Annotated in this window: 18 protein-coding genes; 3 read left to right on the top strand and 15 right to left on the bottom strand. The window is 29.1% G+C overall.

The window, feature by feature from the left end; translation table 11 throughout:
* Positions 1-78: 78 nt before the first annotated feature.
* The 13 genes from ACTG47_RS06515 to acd all read right to left on the bottom strand — a co-directional run bounded on the left by ACTG47_RS06515 (position 79) and on the right by acd (position 15612).
* Positions 79-924 (bottom strand): DegV family protein, encoded by an 846-nt coding sequence (locus ACTG47_RS06515; RefSeq protein WP_479926536.1) that lies wholly within the window; start codon positions 922-924, stop codon positions 79-81.
* A gap of 239 nt (positions 925-1163) precedes the next feature.
* Positions 1164-1421, bottom strand: coding sequence for a 30S ribosomal protein S15 (rpsO, locus tag ACTG47_RS06510; protein WP_021384061.1), 258 nt, complete (start codon positions 1419-1421; stop codon positions 1164-1166).
* Between the two features lie 103 nt (positions 1422-1524).
* On the bottom strand, positions 1525-2454 hold the full coding sequence (locus ACTG47_RS06505; protein WP_479926535.1) for a bifunctional riboflavin kinase/FAD synthetase: 930 nt from the start codon (positions 2452-2454) through the stop codon (positions 1525-1527).
* Positions 2455-2585: 131 nt separating this feature from the next.
* A complete protein-coding gene (gene truB, locus ACTG47_RS06500; RefSeq protein WP_479926534.1) occupies positions 2586-3491 on the bottom strand; it encodes a tRNA pseudouridine(55) synthase TruB in 906 nt (301 codons plus the stop codon).
* A 12-nt stretch (positions 3492-3503) separates the two neighbouring features.
* Positions 3504-4487 carry a DHH family phosphoesterase gene (locus ACTG47_RS06495; RefSeq protein ID WP_479926533.1) on the bottom strand — a complete coding sequence of 328 codons (984 nt, stop codon included), beginning with the start codon at positions 4485-4487 and terminating at the stop codon, positions 3504-3506.
* Positions 4468-4848 (bottom strand): 30S ribosome-binding factor RbfA, encoded by a 381-nt coding sequence (rbfA, locus tag ACTG47_RS06490; RefSeq protein WP_479926532.1) that lies wholly within the window; start codon positions 4846-4848, stop codon positions 4468-4470. The genes ACTG47_RS06495 and rbfA overlap by 20 nt, the downstream gene beginning before the upstream one ends.
* A 42-nt stretch (positions 4849-4890) precedes the next feature.
* Positions 4891-6831 (bottom strand): translation initiation factor IF-2, encoded by a 1941-nt coding sequence (infB, locus tag ACTG47_RS06485; RefSeq protein ID WP_479926531.1) that lies wholly within the window; start codon positions 6829-6831, stop codon positions 4891-4893.
* Between the two features lie 21 nt (positions 6832-6852).
* Entirely contained in the window at positions 6853-7164 is a 312-nt protein-coding gene (locus ACTG47_RS06480) for a L7Ae/L30e/S12e/Gadd45 family ribosomal protein (protein WP_054269797.1), read from the bottom strand.
* Positions 7154-7435: an RNase P modulator RnpM gene (gene rnpM / locus ACTG47_RS06475; RefSeq protein ID WP_169465630.1), complete on the bottom strand. Its 282-nt coding sequence runs from the start codon at positions 7433-7435 to the stop codon at positions 7154-7156. Before rnpM ends, ACTG47_RS06480 begins: the two co-directional genes overlap by 11 nt.
* Positions 7436-7441: 6 nt before the next feature.
* Positions 7442-8596 carry a transcription termination factor NusA gene (gene nusA, locus ACTG47_RS06470; protein ID WP_479926530.1) on the bottom strand — a complete coding sequence of 385 codons (1155 nt, stop codon included), beginning with the start codon at positions 8594-8596 and terminating at the stop codon, positions 7442-7444.
* Positions 8597-8625: 29 nt separating this feature from the next.
* On the bottom strand, positions 8626-9087 hold the full coding sequence (locus ACTG47_RS06465; RefSeq protein WP_479926529.1) for a ribosome maturation factor RimP: 462 nt from the start codon (positions 9085-9087) through the stop codon (positions 8626-8628).
* 200 nt (positions 9088-9287) lie between these two features.
* Positions 9288-13586, bottom strand: a complete 4299-nt coding sequence (locus tag ACTG47_RS06460; RefSeq protein ID WP_479926528.1) for a PolC-type DNA polymerase III — start codon at positions 13584-13586, stop codon at positions 9288-9290.
* A 214-nt stretch (positions 13587-13800) separates the two neighbouring features.
* A complete protein-coding gene (gene acd / locus ACTG47_RS06455; RefSeq protein ID WP_479926527.1) occupies positions 13801-15612 on the bottom strand; it encodes an N-acetylglucosaminidase in 1812 nt (603 codons plus the stop codon).
* Between the two features lie 316 nt (positions 15613-15928).
* Between acd and ACTG47_RS06450 the strand changes: the two genes are divergently transcribed.
* Together ACTG47_RS06450 and ACTG47_RS06445 are read left to right on the top strand one after the other, a co-directional pair.
* Positions 15929-16666 (top strand): NAD-dependent protein deacylase, encoded by a 738-nt coding sequence (locus ACTG47_RS06450; protein WP_479926526.1) that lies wholly within the window; start codon positions 15929-15931, stop codon positions 16664-16666.
* Positions 16667-16786: 120 nt separating this feature from the next.
* A complete protein-coding gene (locus ACTG47_RS06445; protein ID WP_009905401.1) occupies positions 16787-17107 on the top strand; it encodes a MazG-like family protein in 321 nt (106 codons plus the stop codon).
* 169 nt (positions 17108-17276) lie between these two features.
* On the opposite strand, the gene ACTG47_RS06440 is transcribed toward ACTG47_RS06445, so the two are convergent.
* Positions 17277-17417 (bottom strand): hypothetical protein, encoded by a 141-nt coding sequence (locus ACTG47_RS06440; RefSeq protein WP_479926525.1) that lies wholly within the window; start codon positions 17415-17417, stop codon positions 17277-17279.
* Positions 17418-17685: 268 nt separating this feature from the next.
* Here ACTG47_RS06440 and ACTG47_RS06435 point away from each other — a divergent pair, with 268 nt between their 5' ends.
* The gene (locus tag ACTG47_RS06435; RefSeq protein WP_479926524.1) at positions 17686-18354 is read left to right on the top strand and encodes a TMEM164 family acyltransferase; all 669 of its coding nucleotides are present in this window, start codon (positions 17686-17688) and stop codon (positions 18352-18354) included.
* Between the two features lie 93 nt (positions 18355-18447).
* Here the strand turns inward: ACTG47_RS06435 and ACTG47_RS06430 are convergent, their stop codons facing one another.
* Positions 18448-19899 (bottom strand): leucyl aminopeptidase, encoded by a 1452-nt coding sequence (locus ACTG47_RS06430; protein WP_479926523.1) that lies wholly within the window; start codon positions 19897-19899, stop codon positions 18448-18450.

Below are 19899 nucleotides of genomic sequence, written 5' to 3'. Positions count from 1 at the left end.
TACTATATTATCAAAAATACTATAAATTAACAATATAAAATTATCTTTACACATATATGCAAAAAGCTTATATTACTGCTAATTAGAACAACTTATAGCTAATATATCTGGTCCTGTATGAGAGCAAATAGAAACTCCTCCTCGAGTAAATAATACTCTTCTTGCTTTTATTCTTTTGTTTACTTCTTCTTTTAATATTTCATAATCATGTAGATTATCTCCACAACCTATTGTAATAATTTTTCCTTCTAAAGAACCTTCATTCATTTCTAAAATTATATCAACTAGTTTACTTGCTATATTCTTTACTCCTCTAACCTTATTTACCAACTTAGCTTCCCCATTATCAAAGAAAAATATAGGCTTTATATTCAACATATTTCCTATCAAAGCAGTTGCTACTGGGACTCTTCCACTCTGTTTTAAAAAATCAAGTGTATATGGTGCAAAAAGTAATCTCACACTGCTACGAGTATTTTCTAATTCGTCTATAATTTCTTCAAATGACAATCCTTCTTCAAGAAGTTCACATGCTTTTATAACGTATTGTCCACTGCCAAGAGATAAGTTTCTAGTATCAAATATATGTATTTTTTCATTTCCATCTACATCATTTTTAGCTATCATAGCACTTTGAAAAGTTCCTGATGCGTTTGATGCCCCTGTCATACAGATTATCTGATAACCTTCTTCTATAAATTTATCAAACACTTCTTTAAACTCCATATATGTAGCTTGTGATGTTTTAGGTATTTGTTTGATTTCTTTTACTTTTTTATAAAACTCTTCTTTATTTATATCTACTCCTTCTATATATTCTCTATCATTAAAAATAACTGTAAGTGGAACTATTTCTATATAATCTTTTGCTGATATTTCATCTGGAATATCACATAAACTATCACATACTAACTTTATTTTCAAAATAATATCCTCCTTATTCCAACTAATTATACTGTTATAAAATTTCTATATTTATCTTGTCTTTCCTCTTAAATTGATTATGTATTTATATACTTCTTTAATATTCTTACCCAATATTATTCATTTTATAATTTTTTATAACATATGAACTACTTTTATTATTAACTATTTTACTTTATAATGAATTAACTATAAAAAAGCAGGTATACACTATACCTGCTTTTTTATAAAGAATGAAATTACTTTCTTAATCCTAACTTAGCTATTAATGCTCTATATCCTTCAAGATCTTTTTCTTTTAAGTAAGCTAATAAGTTTCTTCTTCTACCAACCATTTTTAATAGTCCTCTTCTTGAATGGTGGTCTTTCTTATGAGTTTTTAAATGTCCATTTAACTCGTTTATTCTAGCTGTTAATAAAGCTATTTGTACTTCTGGAGAACCAGTATCTCCTTCAACTCTTCCAAATTCTTTGATTATTTCTGATTTGTTTATCATTTAGATTACCTCCGTATTTTTTTAGAAACGCCTATTACTAAGCATAGATTGGAGTATTCAAATGCCGAGTAATGGTTATTTTCCTTAATCATTTTATCATACATTACTTGTTTTTGCAAACATAGTTTTCATATACATAATTTGTATCATTAAACAATTGATTTTTTAAATCATCTATTGAATTAAACTTTCTTTCATCCCTTATTCTCTCCAAAAATTCAACAATTATATTTTCACCATAAATATCTCTGTCAAACTCTAAAATATTAGTTTCAATAGATAAAGACTTTCCATTGACTGTTGGATTATAACCTACGTTTGTAGCACCAAAATAAGCCTCATCTCCAATATGTACAATAGAAGCATAAATACCTCTTTTGGGAACGAGCATGTTATTCTTAAGGTCAATATTTGCTGTTGGGAATCCCATAGTTCTTCCAAGGTGTTTAGAATGTATAACACAACCTTCTAACTCGTAATTACGACCTAAATACTCTTTGACATTAGTCATATCACCTTGGGATACTAAACTTCTAATATAAGTACTACTCACTCTTACATCATTTATTTTGATTGGCTTTATTACTTCCACTTCAAAACCATATTCATTTTCTAAGCTTTTTAATAGATTCACATTACCTTCTTTTGCTCTTGCAAATGTAAAGTCATGTCCAATTACTATTTTTTTAGCTTTTAATTTTTTTACTAGTATCTCTTCTACGAAATCCTTTGCAGGTATTTTAGTCATATACTCATCAAATGGTATGATTACAACTATATCTATTCCCAAGTCTTCTAATAATTTTATCTTATCGTTGTTACTTATGATATTTTTTGTTGAGTTTGGTCTAAAGTAATTTACAGGATGATTTGCAAATGTAAATACAATACTCTGTATATCTTCTTTTTTTGCATATTCAACTGTTTTTTTTATAAGAACTTGATGTCCTTTGTGTACACCATCAAAGTTTCCTATGGTAATGACACTTTCTTTTATGTTTGCTATTTCTGCTATAGATTTTATAATCACCATAATAAATGTTCCCCGCTAAAATTATAATTTACTCTTAACTTATTCACAAACTATTATAGCATAAGTAAAAGAGATAGACTATAGAAGTTATTATAGTACTATCTCTTTTGACATTCTTTTAAATGAATTAATTATATGAACATCTTATCACTTTTAACACTTATTGTGTTATTATGTTTTGATAATTTTCCTAATCCTAAGAAGTTATCTGTACTATATACTCTTACAAATTCATCATTTTTATTGAGATTATTTTTCAAAAACCTTTTATCATCTATTGAACCACCATTACTATAATATTTTATAGCATTAGGATTTAATACAATATAATTAAATGAATCAAGCACATAGTCTATATCATATAAGTATTTATCTAAAGTTTTATTTTCATAAAATAATTCTAATTCTTCTAGTGTTATCGAATTATCTAAATCAAATTTACCAGAAGACGTTCTATTCAAAAATGACATATGCGCTCCACAACCTAGATATTCTCCTATATCATGGCAAATACTTCTTACATAAGTCCCTTTAGAACATTCAACATAAAACATTACTTTGCTTCCTTTTATACTCAGTATTCTTATGTCTTTTATATTCACTCTTCTAGTTTTCAAAGTAATTTCAGATTGTCTACCACTTCTTACTAAATCACACATTCTCTTTCCATTTACTTTCAAAGCTGAATAGATTGGAGGAAGTTGACTTATTTCTCCTCTTTGTGTATCAAAAGCTTTTTCTATATCTTTATCACTCAATTTAAAATCATCAACTTTTTTTAAAATTTCACCTGATGCATCATAAGTATCTGTACTTATACCTAAAGTAAGCTCACATATATATGATTTATCCTTGTTTAAAATAACTTCACATACTTTTGTAGCTTTTCCTATACAGATTGGTAAAACACCTGAAGCATCTGGGTCAAGAGTGCCTGTATGACCTACTTTTTTTATATTTAAAATTTTTCTCACTCTACTTACAACATCATGAGATGTCATGCCTGTAGGTTTCAATATACTTATAATCTTATTCATTTTTCTGTCACCTTAAATTGATTTTAACACTGCCTCTAATACCATTTTTTTTGCATTATCAATACTATCTTTAATAGTACATCCAGCAGCTCTTACATGACCACCACCACCAAATAACTTGGCTATTTCACTTACATCAACATAATTTTTTGACCTAAAACTTACTTTAATTTCATTTTGTTTTTTCTCTTTAAATAAAATTCCAACCTCAACATCTTTTATGTCTCTTGTATATGTTGTTATTCCATCAACATCGTTGAAACTTGTATTATTTCTATTCATCATATCCTGAGTCAAAACTATACTAGATACTTTTGATTCAAATATTTCCAAAGATTTCAAGGCTTCTCCTAATAATTTATAATAATCAGAAGAATTACTTTGATATATATTTTGTATTATAGTATTTTTTTGTGCACCTAAAACAAGTAAATTCTTTGCCATTTCAAAGCTACTTGCATGCACATTTGAATATGAGAAGTTTCCAGTATCAGTTACAAGACCTGTATATAAATAAGTTGCTATATCTTTATTTATAATCTTAATATCTTTTATTTGCTGGAATCTAATCAATAAATTATAAACTAGTTCACATGTAGAAGATGCATCCATATCTACATAATTTAAATCTCCATATGAATCATTACTAGCATGATGGTCAATACAGATTAATTTTGATGCATTATTTTTGATTTCATCACTTACACATATTCTCGCTTTATCTCCACAATCAAGTGCTATTAGAGAATACTGATTTATATCAATTTCATTAGACTTATAAATTTTTACGTCTTCAACTAAAAACTTTAAATTTAATGGTGCTTCATCATCAAGTACATAGTATACTTTTTTTCCTAAGTTTTTTAATGCATAATACATCGAAAGTGTAGAACCAATATTATCTCCATCTGGGCTAATATGAGAGGTAACTATAAAATAGTCACCCTCATAAATATAGTTTATAATACTATCAATATTATTCATCATAATTTTCATCCTCATTTTTTTGAGTATTTTTTTCATTAACTCTTTTTATAAGGCTATCCATATACATTCCTTTTTCTATTGAATCATCAATTTTAAACATTATTTCAGGAATATATCTAAGTTTTATATTTTTTCCTACTTCTCTTCTTATATACCCTCCAGCACTTTTAAGTCCTGCTAGTGTAGATTCTTCATCTCCACCTAAAATACTTACATATACATAAGCATATCTTAGGTCATTTGTAACTTCTACATCAGTTACACTAACCATAGATGTTATTCTAGGGTCTTTTACTCCATTTATAAGCATAGTACTTACTACTTTCCTTATTTCTTCTGCTATTCTTCTTGTTCTATTATATGATGCCATACCATCGACCTTCTTTACTAACTGATTTTCTTTGATACGAATTTATAATTTTCTTTCTACTTCTTTAGTTATATAAGCTTCTACTACATCGCCTTCTTTTATATCGTTGTAATTTACAAAGCTCATACCACATTCGTATCCAGAATTAACTTCTTTTACATCATCTTTAAATCTCTTAAGTGCTGCAAGCTCACCTTCATGTATTATTATACTATCTCTAACTAATCTTATTTTACAATTTCTAAATATCTTACCATTAGTTACATAACATCCAGCTACTGTTCCAACACCAGATATTTTATATATTTCTCTTATTTCAGCTTTTCCTGTTTCTTCATCAACATATTCAGGGTCTAACATACCAGTCATAGCAGCTTGTATATCTTCTATGGCCTTGTATATTATAGTATATGTTCTTATATCAACATTTTCTTTTTCTCCTAGAGATTCTGCTCCTGGAACTGGTCTTACATTGAATCCTATTATTATTGCGTTAGAAGCTGCTGCAAGTAATATATCTGATTCTGTTACAGCTCCAACACCTCCATGTATTACTTTAACTTGAACTTCTTCATTTGATAACTTTTCTAAAGATTGTTTAACTGCCTGTACTGAACCTTGTACGTCTGCTTTTATAACTATATTAAGGTCTTTTATAGAACCTTCACTCATTTGACTAAATAAAACATCTAGTGATAATCTTTGAGTTGATTTTAACATTTCATCTCTAACTATTTGCTGTCTTCTTGCTGCTACACTTCTAGCAATCTTGTCAGTTGGAACCTCAACAAATTGGTCTCCACCTTGTGGAACTTCTGATAAACCTAATATCTCAACTGCTGTAGATGGTCCTGCTGTTTTTACTCTTTTACCTTTTGCATTTATCATTGCTCTAACTTTACCACATGCAGCACCTGCAACGATTGGGTCACCTACTGTTAAAGTACCACCTTGAACAAGTACTGTTGCAACTGGACCTCTTCCTTTGTCAAGCTCAGCTTCTATAACAGTTCCTACTGCTCTTTTATTTGGATTTGCTCTTAATTCTTCCATTTCAGCAACCAATAATACCATTTCTAAAAGTGTATCTATTCCTTCTTTTTTCTTAGCTGATACTGGAACTGCTATTACTTCTCCTCCCCAGTCTTCAACTAATAGACCTTGGTCTGCTAATTCTTGTTTTACTTTATCTGGATTTGCACCTGGTTTATCTATTTTATTTATAGCAACTATTAAAGGTACTTCTGCTGCTTTAGCATGGTTTATAGCTTCTACTGTTTGAGGCATTATACCATCATCTGCTGCAACTACTAATATTGCTATATCTGTAACTTGTGCTCCTCTTGCTCTCATTGATGTGAAAGCCTCATGTCCTGGAGTATCTAAAAATACTATTTTGTGTCCATTAATTTTAACTTCTGAAGCACCTATATGTTGAGTTATTCCTCCTGCTTCACCTGAAATTACATCAGTTTTTCTTATTGCATCTAGTAGAGATGTTTTACCATGGTCAACATGTCCCATAACTGTAACAACTGGTGGTCTAGGTTCTAAATCTTCTTCTTTATCTTCTTCAATTTCCATCAAAGCTTCTATTTCTAAAGCTTCTGTATCATCACCTTCAGCTACTGTTAGTTCAAATCCATAGTCTTTTGCAGCTAAAGCAGCAATTTCAAAACTTATCTCTTGATTTATTGTTGCCATAGTTCCCATTTTCATAAGCTTCATGATTACTTCTGACGGAGATTTATCTAACTCTGTTGCTAATGCTTGCACTGTAATCTTTCCATCTATCTCTATCACATTTTCATTTTCTTTAGATGAAGATTCATTTAATAATTCTAATACTAAATCTAATTCTTCACCTTCTAATACTGAATCTTTATCAGCTACATTTATATCTAATTCAGTTAACTTATTCATAAGCTCTTCATTTGATATATTTAATTCTTCTGCTATTTGGTATACTCTTGTTTTTGACACAAGATCACCCCCTATTTTATTTTAAATTTCTATTAGTTCAATTATCTTTTTAGAAAAGTTTTCATCTTTTATTCCTATAACTGCTCTTGGAGATTTTCCTATTGCAAATCCTATTTCCTCTTTTGTTGAAAAAAATAGATATGGAATATTTCTAAAAGTTGATTTATCCTTAAAAAGTTTTTTAGTATTATTTGATGCATCTTCTGCTATTAAAACCAATTTTACTTTTCCTTTTTTTAAGTCAAGCAAAGTTGAGTCATCACCAGACACTATTTTCCCTGCACGAGTTGCGAGCCCTAAGAACGAAAGTATTTTTTCTTTATTATTTTTCATATTCTTCTAACTCCATAAGTAGATTATCATAGACTTCATCAGGAACATCTATCTTAAAAGCTTTATTTAATGCTTTACTTTTGATGGCTTTTTTAAGACATTCAGAGCTTTTACATACATATGCTCCTCTGCCATTAGCTCTTCCTGTTGGGTCTAAAAATATTTTTCCTTCTTTATCTTTAACTATTCTTATAAGCTCTTTTTTAGAGTCTCTATCTTGACATGCTATGCATTTTCTTTGAGGCACTTTTTTTACTTTTTTCAAAATCATCCCTCCTTACTCTTCTTCACTAAAATTATCATCTGAAGTATCTAACTCTTCTTGGTTGATAAATTCAGCTTTAACATCCTCATTTTCTATTTCTTTGGAATTTTCAAGATTTAATATTTCTTGTTCTGCTTGAGATTCGCTCTTAATATCTATCTTCCAGTTAGTCAATTTTGCTGCAAGTCTTGCATTTTGACCTTCTTTACCTATAGCAAGCGATAATTGATAATCTGGAACAATTACTAAGGCAGATTTTTCTTCTTCATTTATATCTACTCTAACAACTTTTGATGGGCTAAGTGCAGCTGATATAAACTCTGCTGGGTCTTCACTATATTTTATTATATCTATTTTTTCATCACCAAGTTCATCCACTATATTTTTTACTCTAAGTCCTTTTGGTCCAACACAAGCTCCAATTGGGTCTATTTTTTCATCTATAGATCTTACTGCCATTTTAGTTCTTGACCCTGCTTCTCTTGCTACAGATTTTATTTGAACTATTCCTTCATATATTTCAGGAACTTCTTCTTCAAACAATCTTTTTACTAGACCTGGATGACTTCTTGATACAACTATTTGAGGTCCTTTATTAGTCTTTTTAACTTCAAGTATATAGAATTTTATTTTTTGACCTGCTTTATAATTCTCAAATGGTATTTGCTCACTTTGAGTCATTATACCTTCTATTCTTCCTAGGTTTACATAAACAATATTTTTATTTGCTCTAGCAACCTCTCCTGTAACTATTTCATTTTCTTTTTCTATAAATTCATTATACACTATTTCTCTCTCAGCTTCTCTTATTCTTTGAACAACTACCTGTTTTGCTGTCTGAGCTGCAATTCTTCCAAAGTTTTTAGGAGTAACTTCATGTTCTATAATATCACCTAATTCATAATTAGGATTTATCTCTCTAGCATCTGCTAACTCTATTTCTAAGAAAGTATCATATAAATCTGATTCATCAACAACGACTCTTTGAGAAAATACTTTTATATCTCCTTTATCTCTATCAAATTCAACTCTAACATTTTGTGCTGAACCAAAGTTTTTCTTGTATGCAGTTAAAAGAGCTTGTTCTATAGTATCTATAAGTATCTCTTTATCTATACCTCTATCAACTACTAATTCATTTAGTGCTTCCATAAATTCATGATTCATTTTTTATTTCCTCCCTATTTAATATACCACTAAAACTTTATTGCTAATCTAACAATAGCAACATCTTTTCTATTAAATTCCATTTCTTCACTATTTACAATGATTTTTATATTATTATCTTCTGTTAAGCCTATAAGTTCACCTTCAAATTGTTTACATCCATTTAATGCTTTATATAATTTTAAGTCTACATCTCTACCTTGGTATCTTACAAAATCTCTATCTTTTTTTAATGCTCTATCAAGTCCTGGAGAAGATACTTCTAAAAAATAATTCTCCTTTATAGGGTCTTTTTCATCTAATATTGGGCTTAATTCTCTACTAACTAATTCACATTCATTTAAAGATATTCCTTCTTCTTTATCTATGTATACTCTTAAGTAGTATTCTCCTGCTTCTTTTACATATTCAACATCAACCATTTCAAATCCATGTTCATCCGTTATTTTAGTTACAATCTCTTCAATTGTAGCTTCCAAATTTTTTTTCATTAAATTTCCTCCTATTCAATTGTAAATGACCAGTTCCTATAATTTAAATAAAATATATTTAAAAAACTAAACTGGTTTGTAATAATATATTTAAAATAAAAGAGTGAGAACAGCTGTCTCACTCTTAGTTTCTGCAAAGTATACTATTTTCTATACCATGATATCATAAAATTCTTTTATTTGCAACTTTTTGAACTAACTTAAAACAGTGACAATTGATTTCTCTCGCTCATATTCTCAAGTGAACCATGATTGGTAAGAGTCTCTATTACCGTTTTTGATATTTTCGTTCTCTTTCTCAAATCTTCTTTTGATATAAATTCACCATTTTTTCTTTCATTTTGAATATTTATAGCAGCATTTCCTCCAAGACCTTGTATTGCTGCCATTGGTGGAAGTAATGTTTTTTCTCCCACAACTATAAAATCAGTCGCATCTGATTTATATATATCAACTGGCAATAACTTTATTCCTCTAGCATACATTTCAAGAGCAACTTCTAAAACTGTTAACATACCTTTTTCTTTTGTAGTTGCATCATTTCCTAATGCTTCAATTTCATTTATTTTCGATTTTATAGAATCTATACCTTTAACAATTAAATCTGCATCGAAATCTTCAACTTTTGTAGTAAAGTAAGTTGCATAAAATGCTTCTGGATAGTGAACTTTACAATACGCTATTCTGAATGATGTCATAACATACGCAACAGCATGTGCTTTTGGGAACATGTATTTAATCTTTTTACATGAACCTATATACCATTCTGGAACATTGTTTTTCTTCATTTCTTCAATATGTTCTGGCTTTAGACCTTTCCCTTTTCTTACACTCTCCATTATTGTAAAACTCATTTTTGGAGGTAATCCTTTAAATATCAAATAGTTCATTATGTCATCTCGTGTTGATATAACGTCTTTTAACCCAACTATATCTTCTCTAACTAAATCTTGTGCATTGTTTACCCAAACGTCTGTACCATGTGAAAGACCAGATATACGTACAAGCTCTGCAAATGTAGTCGGTTTTGTATCAAGTAACATCTGGCGTACAAACTTAGTTCCAAACTCAGGCACAGCAAGACAACCTATTGGACAATTTATCTCTTCTGGAGTAACTCCTAATGCTTCTGTAGATGTAAATAAAGACATAGTTTCTTCATCATCTAATGGTATTTCTGTTATATTTATTCCAGTAATATCTTCAAGCATTCTTATTATAGTAGGACCGTCGTGTCCAAGTATATCTAATTTAAGTATTCTACCACTTATTGAATGATAATCAAAATGAGTAGTTATTACACCACAGGAAGTATCATTTGCTGGATATTGAATAGGCGTAAAATCATACACATCTTTATAATCAGGTATAACCATAACTCCTCCTGGATGCTGTCCTGATGTTCTTTTTACTCCAGTGCAACCATTTGAAAGTCTCAGTACTTCTGCATTTGGTACACTTATATTATTTTCCTCTACATATTTTCTTGCATATCCAAAAGCCGTTTTTTCTGCTACAGTACCTATGGTACCTGCTCTATATACATATCCTTCTCCAAATAATTCTTCTGTGTATTTATGAATTATTGGCTGATAATTTCCTGAGAAATTTAGGTCTATATCTGGCTCTTTATCACCTTCAAAACCTAAGAATACTTCAAATGGAATATCATGACCATTCTTAGCAAGTTTTTGTCCACACTTTGGACAATCTTTATCTGGTAAATCAACCCCTGAACCCCATTCTCCTATTTCATAAAAAAATGAGTATTTACAATCTTCATTTTCACAAATATAGTGTGCTGGAAGAGGATTAACTTCTGTTATATCACTCATTGTCGCTGCAAAAGACGACCCAACTGAACCTCTTGACCCAACTAGATAACCATCTGAAAGAGATTTTGCAACTAGCTTCTGAGCTATAATATACATAACTGCATACCCATTGCTTATTATCGAATTTAATTCCCTATCTAGTCTTTTTTGAACAATTTCTGGTATTGGGTCTCCATAGATTCTTCTAGCTTTTTCATAACACATTTCTCTTAGCTCTACATCTGAACCTTCTATAATTGGTGGATAAGTATCATCTGGTATAGGTTTTATATCCTCAACCATATCAGCAATTAAATTGCTATTTTCCACTACAACTTCATATGCCAATTCTTCTCCAAGATAACTAAACTCTTCCAACATTTCATCTGTTGTTCTAAAATGTAAATAAGTTTCTTCTTCGTCTACTTTAAAACCTTGAGAATACTTAAGAACTTTTCTTAATACAGCTTCATGTTTATCTAAAAAGTGAACATCTCCAGTAGCTACTGGAATTTTATTAAATTTTTTAGCTGTATCAATTAACTTTCTATTAAGTTCTCTTAACTCCTCTTCGTCCTTTACTTCTCCTTTATCAATCATAAATCTATTATTATCTATAGGCATTACTTCAATATAATCATATAAATCTATTATTTTTTTCATTTCATCGTCAGAAACATTCTTCTTTACAGCTTGAAAAACCACGCCTGCTTCACATGCTGAGCCAATTATCAGACCTTCCTTATATTCATTTAATGTACTTCTAAGTATTCTTGGAGCTCTAAAAAAATGATTTACATGTGCGTCTGAAATTATTTTATATAAGTTTTTTATACCTATAGAATTCTTTGCTATTAAGGTTATATGATTTGTGCTAAGCTTTGTATAATCAATTTTCCCAAGTACATTGTTTACATCACTTAAAGTCTTGGCACCTTTTTCTGTAAGCATCTGTAAAAACTTATTAAATATAAGTGCTGTAGCCTCAGCATCATCTACTGCTCTATGGTGATTTAAAAGAGGTATACCAAGTTCTTTAGCAACAATATTTAATCTATGTCTTTTTAATTTTGGCAACATTACTCTTGCTAGCATAAGTGTATCTACTTTTTTGTTATTATATAATAAACCTTGTTCTCTACACTTTTGTGATATAAATCCTGTATCAAACTCTGCATTATGTGCTACTAATACACTATCTCCAACAAATTCCATAAACTTAGGGAGAACCTCTTCAATAGTTGGCTTGTCTTTGATTAGCTCATTAGTTATTCCTGTTAATTCCTGTATTTTATAAGAAATATCTTTTTCTGGATTTATCAACTCGCTAAATCTTTCTACAATTTTAAAATTTTCTATCTTTACAGCACCAATTTCAGTTATTTTATCATTCGTGTTAGAAAATCCTGTTGTCTCTATATCAAATACAACAAATGTCTGTGAAAGTTCTTTGTCATTTGCATCTTCTACAATAAGAGAATCATCTTCAGCCAAATAGCCTTCTACTCCATAAAGTATTTTTATATTGTTTGCCTTACCTGCATTCATAGCATCAGGAAATCCTTGTACAACACCATGGTCTGTTATAGCAATAGCAGGATGTCCCCATTTGGCTGCACGTTCTACAAGTTTTTTAACAGAACAAATTGCATCCATAGAAGACATTTGTGTATGTGCATGGAGTTCTACTCTTTTTTCTTCTGATTTATCTTCTCTCTCTGGTCTAACTTCTTTTCTTATTCCACTAATCATCATACTAATTTCTCTTTGATATGTATCATAAACTATGTCACCTTTGATTTTTAAATATGCCCCTTTTTTAACATTTTCAAGTACTCCATCTTTATTGGTATCTGTTAAAAATAGTTTACAACTTATTGAACTAGTATAATCTGTAATTGATGCTATCATAAGTATTTTTCCATTTTTAAGTTCCTTAGTTTCAACATCAAATATATCTCCAACAACTGCAACTGTTCCAGAAGATGAATTTAATTCAGATATATTTTCAATCATAGCATTTGCATTATCTCCATATACTAAATTTTCATCTACTTCAGATTTAATGACATAACTTTCTTCTTCTCGTTCTTCACAATTATTAATTTTTCCTATTTCCAGAGCTCTAATTTTTTCTTCCATTTCTCTATCATTAATTCTTATAAGTCTCTCTCTATTCACTTTTTCGTCAATAGCTTTTTCAATTGTTATATTTAAATCTAATCCCAGCTCTTCACTAAGAACAGTTCTAAGCACATAAATTACATTTTTTTTCATTAATCGCTCATAAAATATACCTTTAGGAAGTTTTATTTTTAATTCTTCATCTATACAAAGAAATTCTACTTGTTTATACCACCCTGCTATAGATGGGCAAAGATACTTCAATATATACAATATATTGTTCCAATATTTTTTTATGACATCTTTATTAGATTTTCTTTCAAAACCAGTGAATCTTATCTTCATCCTCATATCTTTAAAGTAATCGAGTTTATACATTAATTCTTCTTTAAATTTATCTAAGAGCTCATGGGAAATAATATCTTTAGATGTTAGATAGAAATAAACTATCTTGTCTTCTTTAAAATAAACTACTTTATTTATGTAAACTTCTTTAAGTTGCTTTCCTAGACCACTATTGTTAATTTCCAATTTATCTAAATATTCCTTAATACTTTCCATCTATATCCTCCCTTCTCAAAATTGTCTCTATATGTATTATTACCACTTTTTATCTATTTCTACCTGTTATTCACTTATATTTACTTAGAATTAATATTATAACATAAAAATTTTGTTAATATTGATTTTATACCTTGTAAATTATATACAAAAAGACTATAGATAATTTAAATAAATGAAAACTACCCATAGTCTGTATTTTTTTATTTATGTGTTACTTGTATTGAGGAACCTCAAAAACTAAACTGCTTCCTCCTCCATAAAGACCAATTAAATTTTCCATAATTCCAGAAATTCCATTAGCCCAATTCACATCAGTTGCATATTGATGCCATGTATAATCATAATTCCACTTCATCTTGTAGATAGTATTTTGATTATACTTAGAACTATTTATATAATTTTGAGATATCCACTTTGCAGAACCATCTATAGTAGCTTCTACACTAGTCCATCCATTAGAGTATGCTGCTTCTGCACCTGAAACATTAGCACTTTTATCTATTGCTCCTATTCCAAAAAAATTGTATACTTTAACTGGTTTACTAAGAGGTTGTCCCTTATAAGATGTTAGTGTCTGACCTTGAGCAAGTGTAGATTTACCATAGGCAGTTTCCCACATAGAATGTGATACTAAATATACAACATCTATATTATACTTCTTAGCGGCATTTATAAATGCTGCTCCTTGGTTTTTAAATATGCTAGAAGATAAACCATTAAGATACGAGTTTAAGCTCGATTCTGAAATACCTCCCTTATAGCTGTTAATCTTCAAAAACTGCATCATCCCTTTAGTAGTACTTGTAAAGTTTTTAGGATTTAAATAATATTCTATATCACTTGAACTTGCATTTACAAATGAACTTGTTCTTTGTGCTGAGAAAGTACTAAATTCAGGACTTGGAGTGCTTTTTCTATTCCCTGGAGCTATTACATTTCCTCCTGCTGCTGCTTTCTCAACTTGTTTACTTATATGAGATGCCAAAGTATAACTCAAAGACTTATAATCAATTTTAGCTCCACTTATACCAGACATACCATTTACTTGACCTGATGATGAAGAATTATTTGAGTTATTATTTGAATTATTGTTTGAGTTATTATTTGATGTATCTGTTGAAGTAGATAAATAATTACCTACCACAAAAGCTTCTTTACTATTAAAGCTAATTTTAGCCCATCCACTACTCTCTGACAATACAGTTACTTTACTTCCTTTGTAGACCTTTCCTAATTTGCTATATGTAGAACCTGGACCACTTCTTACATTTAATGAAGCTGTATTTACAACCTTATCAGTATTTTTTTTGTCATTACTTTGACCAGAATCATCTGAGCTACTTTGACCTACATCTGATAAGTACATACTAGATACATATGCATCTTTTCCATTATACTTTATTTTAGACCATCCATTACTTTCTGATATTACTTCTACTTTGCTTCCTTTTGGCAATTTACCTAACAAACCATAACTTGTATTTGGCCCACTTCTTACATTTAGTGAAGTTGTATTTACTTGTTTAGTTTTTGAGTTATTGGTTGAGTTTGAGACATCTCCTAAGTAAGAACTAGATACATATCCTAATCTTCCATCATATTTTATTTTAGACCATCCATTACTCTCTGATATTACTTCTACTTTTTGTCCTTTTTTTAGTACAGTTATGATTCTATAACTTGTACCTGCTCCATTTCTCATATTTAAACTATTTGAAGTAACTTGTTTTTCTTTATTTGTAGATGTTCTCAAAGAATCACCATTTGATTTTGCTATATATTTTGATGAAGCCCAACCTTCTTGTCCAGATTCAGCTTTTATTTTATACCATCCATCAGAAGAGTCTTTAATCAAAACCTTGTCATCTTTCTTAGCAACAAAGGCTATACTACTTTCGGCAGTTGGCTCATTTCTTACATTTAAATAATTTATAGTCACTATACCTACATCCCCATCAGCATGTGCATTTATCATACTTAAGGGTAATACAGCTAATGTTGCTAATGCTGCTTTTTTCTTCATGTACTTCCCCCGCCCTTCTTATACACTAAAACAATTTTAATATAATTATACGACAACTTGTGATTTTAGTAAATATTGTCTATTTACATTTTGTATACACTTTATTTATAATTCCTTTATTTTTCTTATCAAGTTATAGTTTTTTTAATAGGAAAATAGATTTTTTTATAATACTTATAATGTTGTTATATGTGAATGCGACATAAATTTATTTTTAAAAGAACAAATTGATTTTAAAAGCAATGAGTTCTAATAAAGTAACATAAACTCTCTAATATGTAGTACAATTTATATATAATAATTTGGAGGTGTAACTATGGATGCAAATAACTTAAAAGAATTGATATCTAATCATAACAATATAGTATTTTTTGGTGGGGCAGGTGTTTCAACTGAATCTAATATCCCAGACTTTAGAAGTTCTACAGGACTATTTAGCCAAAAACTCAATAAACAATTTACTGCTGAACAATTAGTTTCACATACTTTTTTTGTTAGATACCCAGAAGATTTTTTTGAATTTTATAAAGATAAATTAATATATCCTAATGCAAAACCAAACAATGCTCACATAGCTTTAGCAAAACTTGAAGAGATGGGCAAACTTAAAGCCATCATAACTCAAAACATTGATGGACTCCACCAAATGGCTGGAAGTAAAAATGTGCTAGAACTACATGGCTCTGTACACAGAAATTATTGTACTAAGTGTGGTAAGTTTTTTGATTTAGAAGCTATGTTAAACTTAGGTGGCAATATTCCTTACTGTGACAACTGTAATTCTATAGTAAAACCTGATGTAGTGCTTTATGAAGAAGCTCTCAACAATGATGTTATTACTAAAACAATCTCTGCTATAAGTAATGCTGATTTATTAATCATAGGGGGTACGTCATTAGCTGTATATCCAGCTGCAAGTTTTATAGATTATTATAAAGGCAAATACATCGCTCTTATTAATAAAGCAAATACAGTTTATGATAAGTCAGCTTCTCTTGTAATAAATAAACCTATTGGAGAAGTTTTATATGATGCTGTATTAAGACAAATGTAGATTTATTTCACTATTTTTATTCTATATATAAGTTTTTATGTTGAATTTAAAGTTTTTTTTTAGTATTATCTTTGTTATGATGTTTTAGTATAAATATGAATAACTTGAAAGGAGCTTTTTATGAAACTAAAAACTATATCTTTACCAGAGCTTAATAATTTAGACCCAACACTAGAATCTACATTTATCAAAATGGGTGAAGAGCAAGGTGAATTGGCTGAATGTATAGGTAAATTCAGAAATCTAAGTGGAGAAAATAATGACTTGGATGAAGTTGATATTATAAAGAAAACAGCTAAGGAGCTAATGGATGTGGCTCAGACATGTGTTACTATGATGTTTAAGCTAGAAGAACAATATGGTATTAATCTTGATGAAATACGCAAAGAACATATAAAAAAGTTAGAAAAAAGAGGCTACATAAAAAATATAGATAAGTAAAATTTATTACTTATCAATTATTGAAATAAATATTAAAGATGGTATCACAACATGGTTTTTTACTGACATTTAGAGTACCATCTTTTTTATTTATATTATTTTTAATATCTCCATAAAAAATTTAAATTCTTTAAGTAATATTACTTTTTATCATCAAGTTTTTATTACACTATTCATTTCTTCTTTCTTCATAAAGTTTACTGTATTCTTCCACAGCTTCATCCCATGCTTCTATATCAGTTATCCCCTTTTCAATAGCTAATAAATGAACTATCTCAGCTAATTTTGATGCTGATTCTATTATTCCCATTTGTTACACCCTTTCTATTGTCAAATACTTACAAAAAATGTTAATTAGTTCTAATATCTGTTATTATTATTTCCAAAAACTCTACTAAATAAAAATTTTTTTATTTTTTGACATGATTAGAATATATCTACAAAACAATAGAATGTTTTAATTATTAAAATTCTTATATAAAATCTAACTATTATTAAACTTTTTATATATTAAATTGAGAGGTACTGAATATATTTATATAGATATATATTAAATTTATTATAGGAGAGAATATTATATGTTTAAAATTTTCCTTTTTTCTAGTGAACAATTTGTAAGCCTCTTTATATTTGGATTATTTTTATACTATTGTCCAAAACTAACAAAAAATATTTTACCTTATAGCTATACAGTTGAAAAGATAATTTGTACATTAATGGTAATAGTTATGGCTTTAGAGCAATTCTTAATTATTTCTTCTGGTAATTATAGTACTCTAACTTCTTTGCCAATTGGAATTAATTATATCTGCATATACCTATGTATAGCTATACTTGCTTTTAAACAATATCATCTTTTTAACATCTTTTTTTCTTGGAGTTTGGTTTGTTCAGTTGGAGAACTCATTTTTTCTAAAAACTTGGGTTATGAATTTCCTAGCTTAATATATTTTATATTTGTCTTATCCAAGTGTCTCATAATTTACGCAAATATCTATATGGTCGATGTTAGAAAATTTAAAGTTAACAGATATGCACTTAGGGACAATTTAGCCATTTGTTTTATTTATTTTTCATTCATATTTTTATTAAATACATTTACCAATTCACAATACTATTATGGATTTTTAAGCCATAGCACAACAGCTATTTTTACATTCATTTTTGTTACTAGTATTATGTACATACCTGCTCTTTTATCTAATAGAAATACTTTTATACTTGAGAAAAAGAAAAAGAGCAAATAATTTATTTAAGTTAAAAAATAAAACCACATGAATAATTTTAAATCTAAATAATTATCCATGTGGTTTTATAAGTTATATTTTATGATTTTTATTTTATATCTCTGCTAAATAGTACAAAGTTCTAACAGGTTCTCCTGTTGCCCCCTTTGCTTTGTATCCAATTGATTTTGATGATGTACTTGTTCCAGCTATATCCATATGTATCCATGGAGTATCACCAACAAATTCACCAATAAAAGCTCCTGCTGTTATACATCCAGCATTTTTACCTCCTGTGTTTTTAAGGTCTGCTTCTTCTCCTTTTATCATATCTATAAATTCATCATAAATTGGCATCTTCCATACTCTTTCTCCTGATAAAGCAGATGCTTTTTCTAGCTCACAATAAAATTCATCATTATTTGTCACTACAGGAGTTGCAACATTTCCCAACAATGTTAAAGCTGCACCAGTTAGTGTAGCTACATCAACTACTTTTGTTACCTTTTCATTATTTATAATGTAATATATTGCATCAGCTAGAGTAAGTCTACCTTCTGCATCTGTATTTAAGACCTCAATAGTTTTCTTTGCCATCGAATTAATTATATCTCCAGGTTTATATGAACCTCCTGATAAAGCATTTTCACATGCAGCTACTACTGATATGACATTTCTCTTTAGCTTATTTTGAGATATAGCACACATAGCACCTATAACACTTGCAGCACCAGCCATATCTGTTTTCATATTTAGCATAGAAGCATTTGATTTCAAAGAATATCCACCTGTATCATAAGTCAATCCTTTACCTACTAAACCTAGTATATCTGTACTTTCTTTGTCCCCAAAATATCGCATTACTATAAATCTTGGCTTATTAATAGAGCCTCTTGAAACAGCAAAAAAAGCCTCCATTCCCAATGCCTTTATTTTTTCTTCTTCATAGACTTCAACATTAAACCCAAACTCTGCACCAAGTCTAACTGCTTCTATTGCTAATGTCTCTGGATAGATTGCATTTGATGGTTCATTGACTAGATTTCTAGCTATTATATTTGAGTTAGCTAATATCTTAGCTTTTTCAATTTGACACCCAATTTCTTTTTCAGTAAATATAATTATATTATCAATTTCTCTTTTTTCAAAGTCTTTGTTTTTTGTTTTATACTTATCAAACTTATAATCTCCAAGTAATATCCCTTCTGTAAAAGCACCAATTTCATCACTATTTAAATCAAGATTCAGTATATTAATGTCATTACTGTCGTATTCTATATTTTTCAACATATTTTTTAACTTCTTGCATAGGTTTCCAGCTATGATTCTAATTTTTTCTGTATTTAATAACTCTCTCTTACCAAAACCAACAAAACAAATATTTACTAAACTACCATTTTTAAGTAATGTTACAATGTCTATATTATTTTCTTTAGCTTTAAAATTTCTACCGATTGAATTTAATTCATCAAATGTTGTAGAAACCTCTTCACCATCAAACATAGCTACTACTGTTATAGCATTTCCCAAATCTTTTAATATCTCTTTAGAACACTTTATATTCAT

The sequence above is a fragment of the Clostridioides sp. LIBA-6622 genome, assembly GCF_056716095.1.
This window is presented reverse-complemented; position numbering and strand designations above follow the sequence as displayed.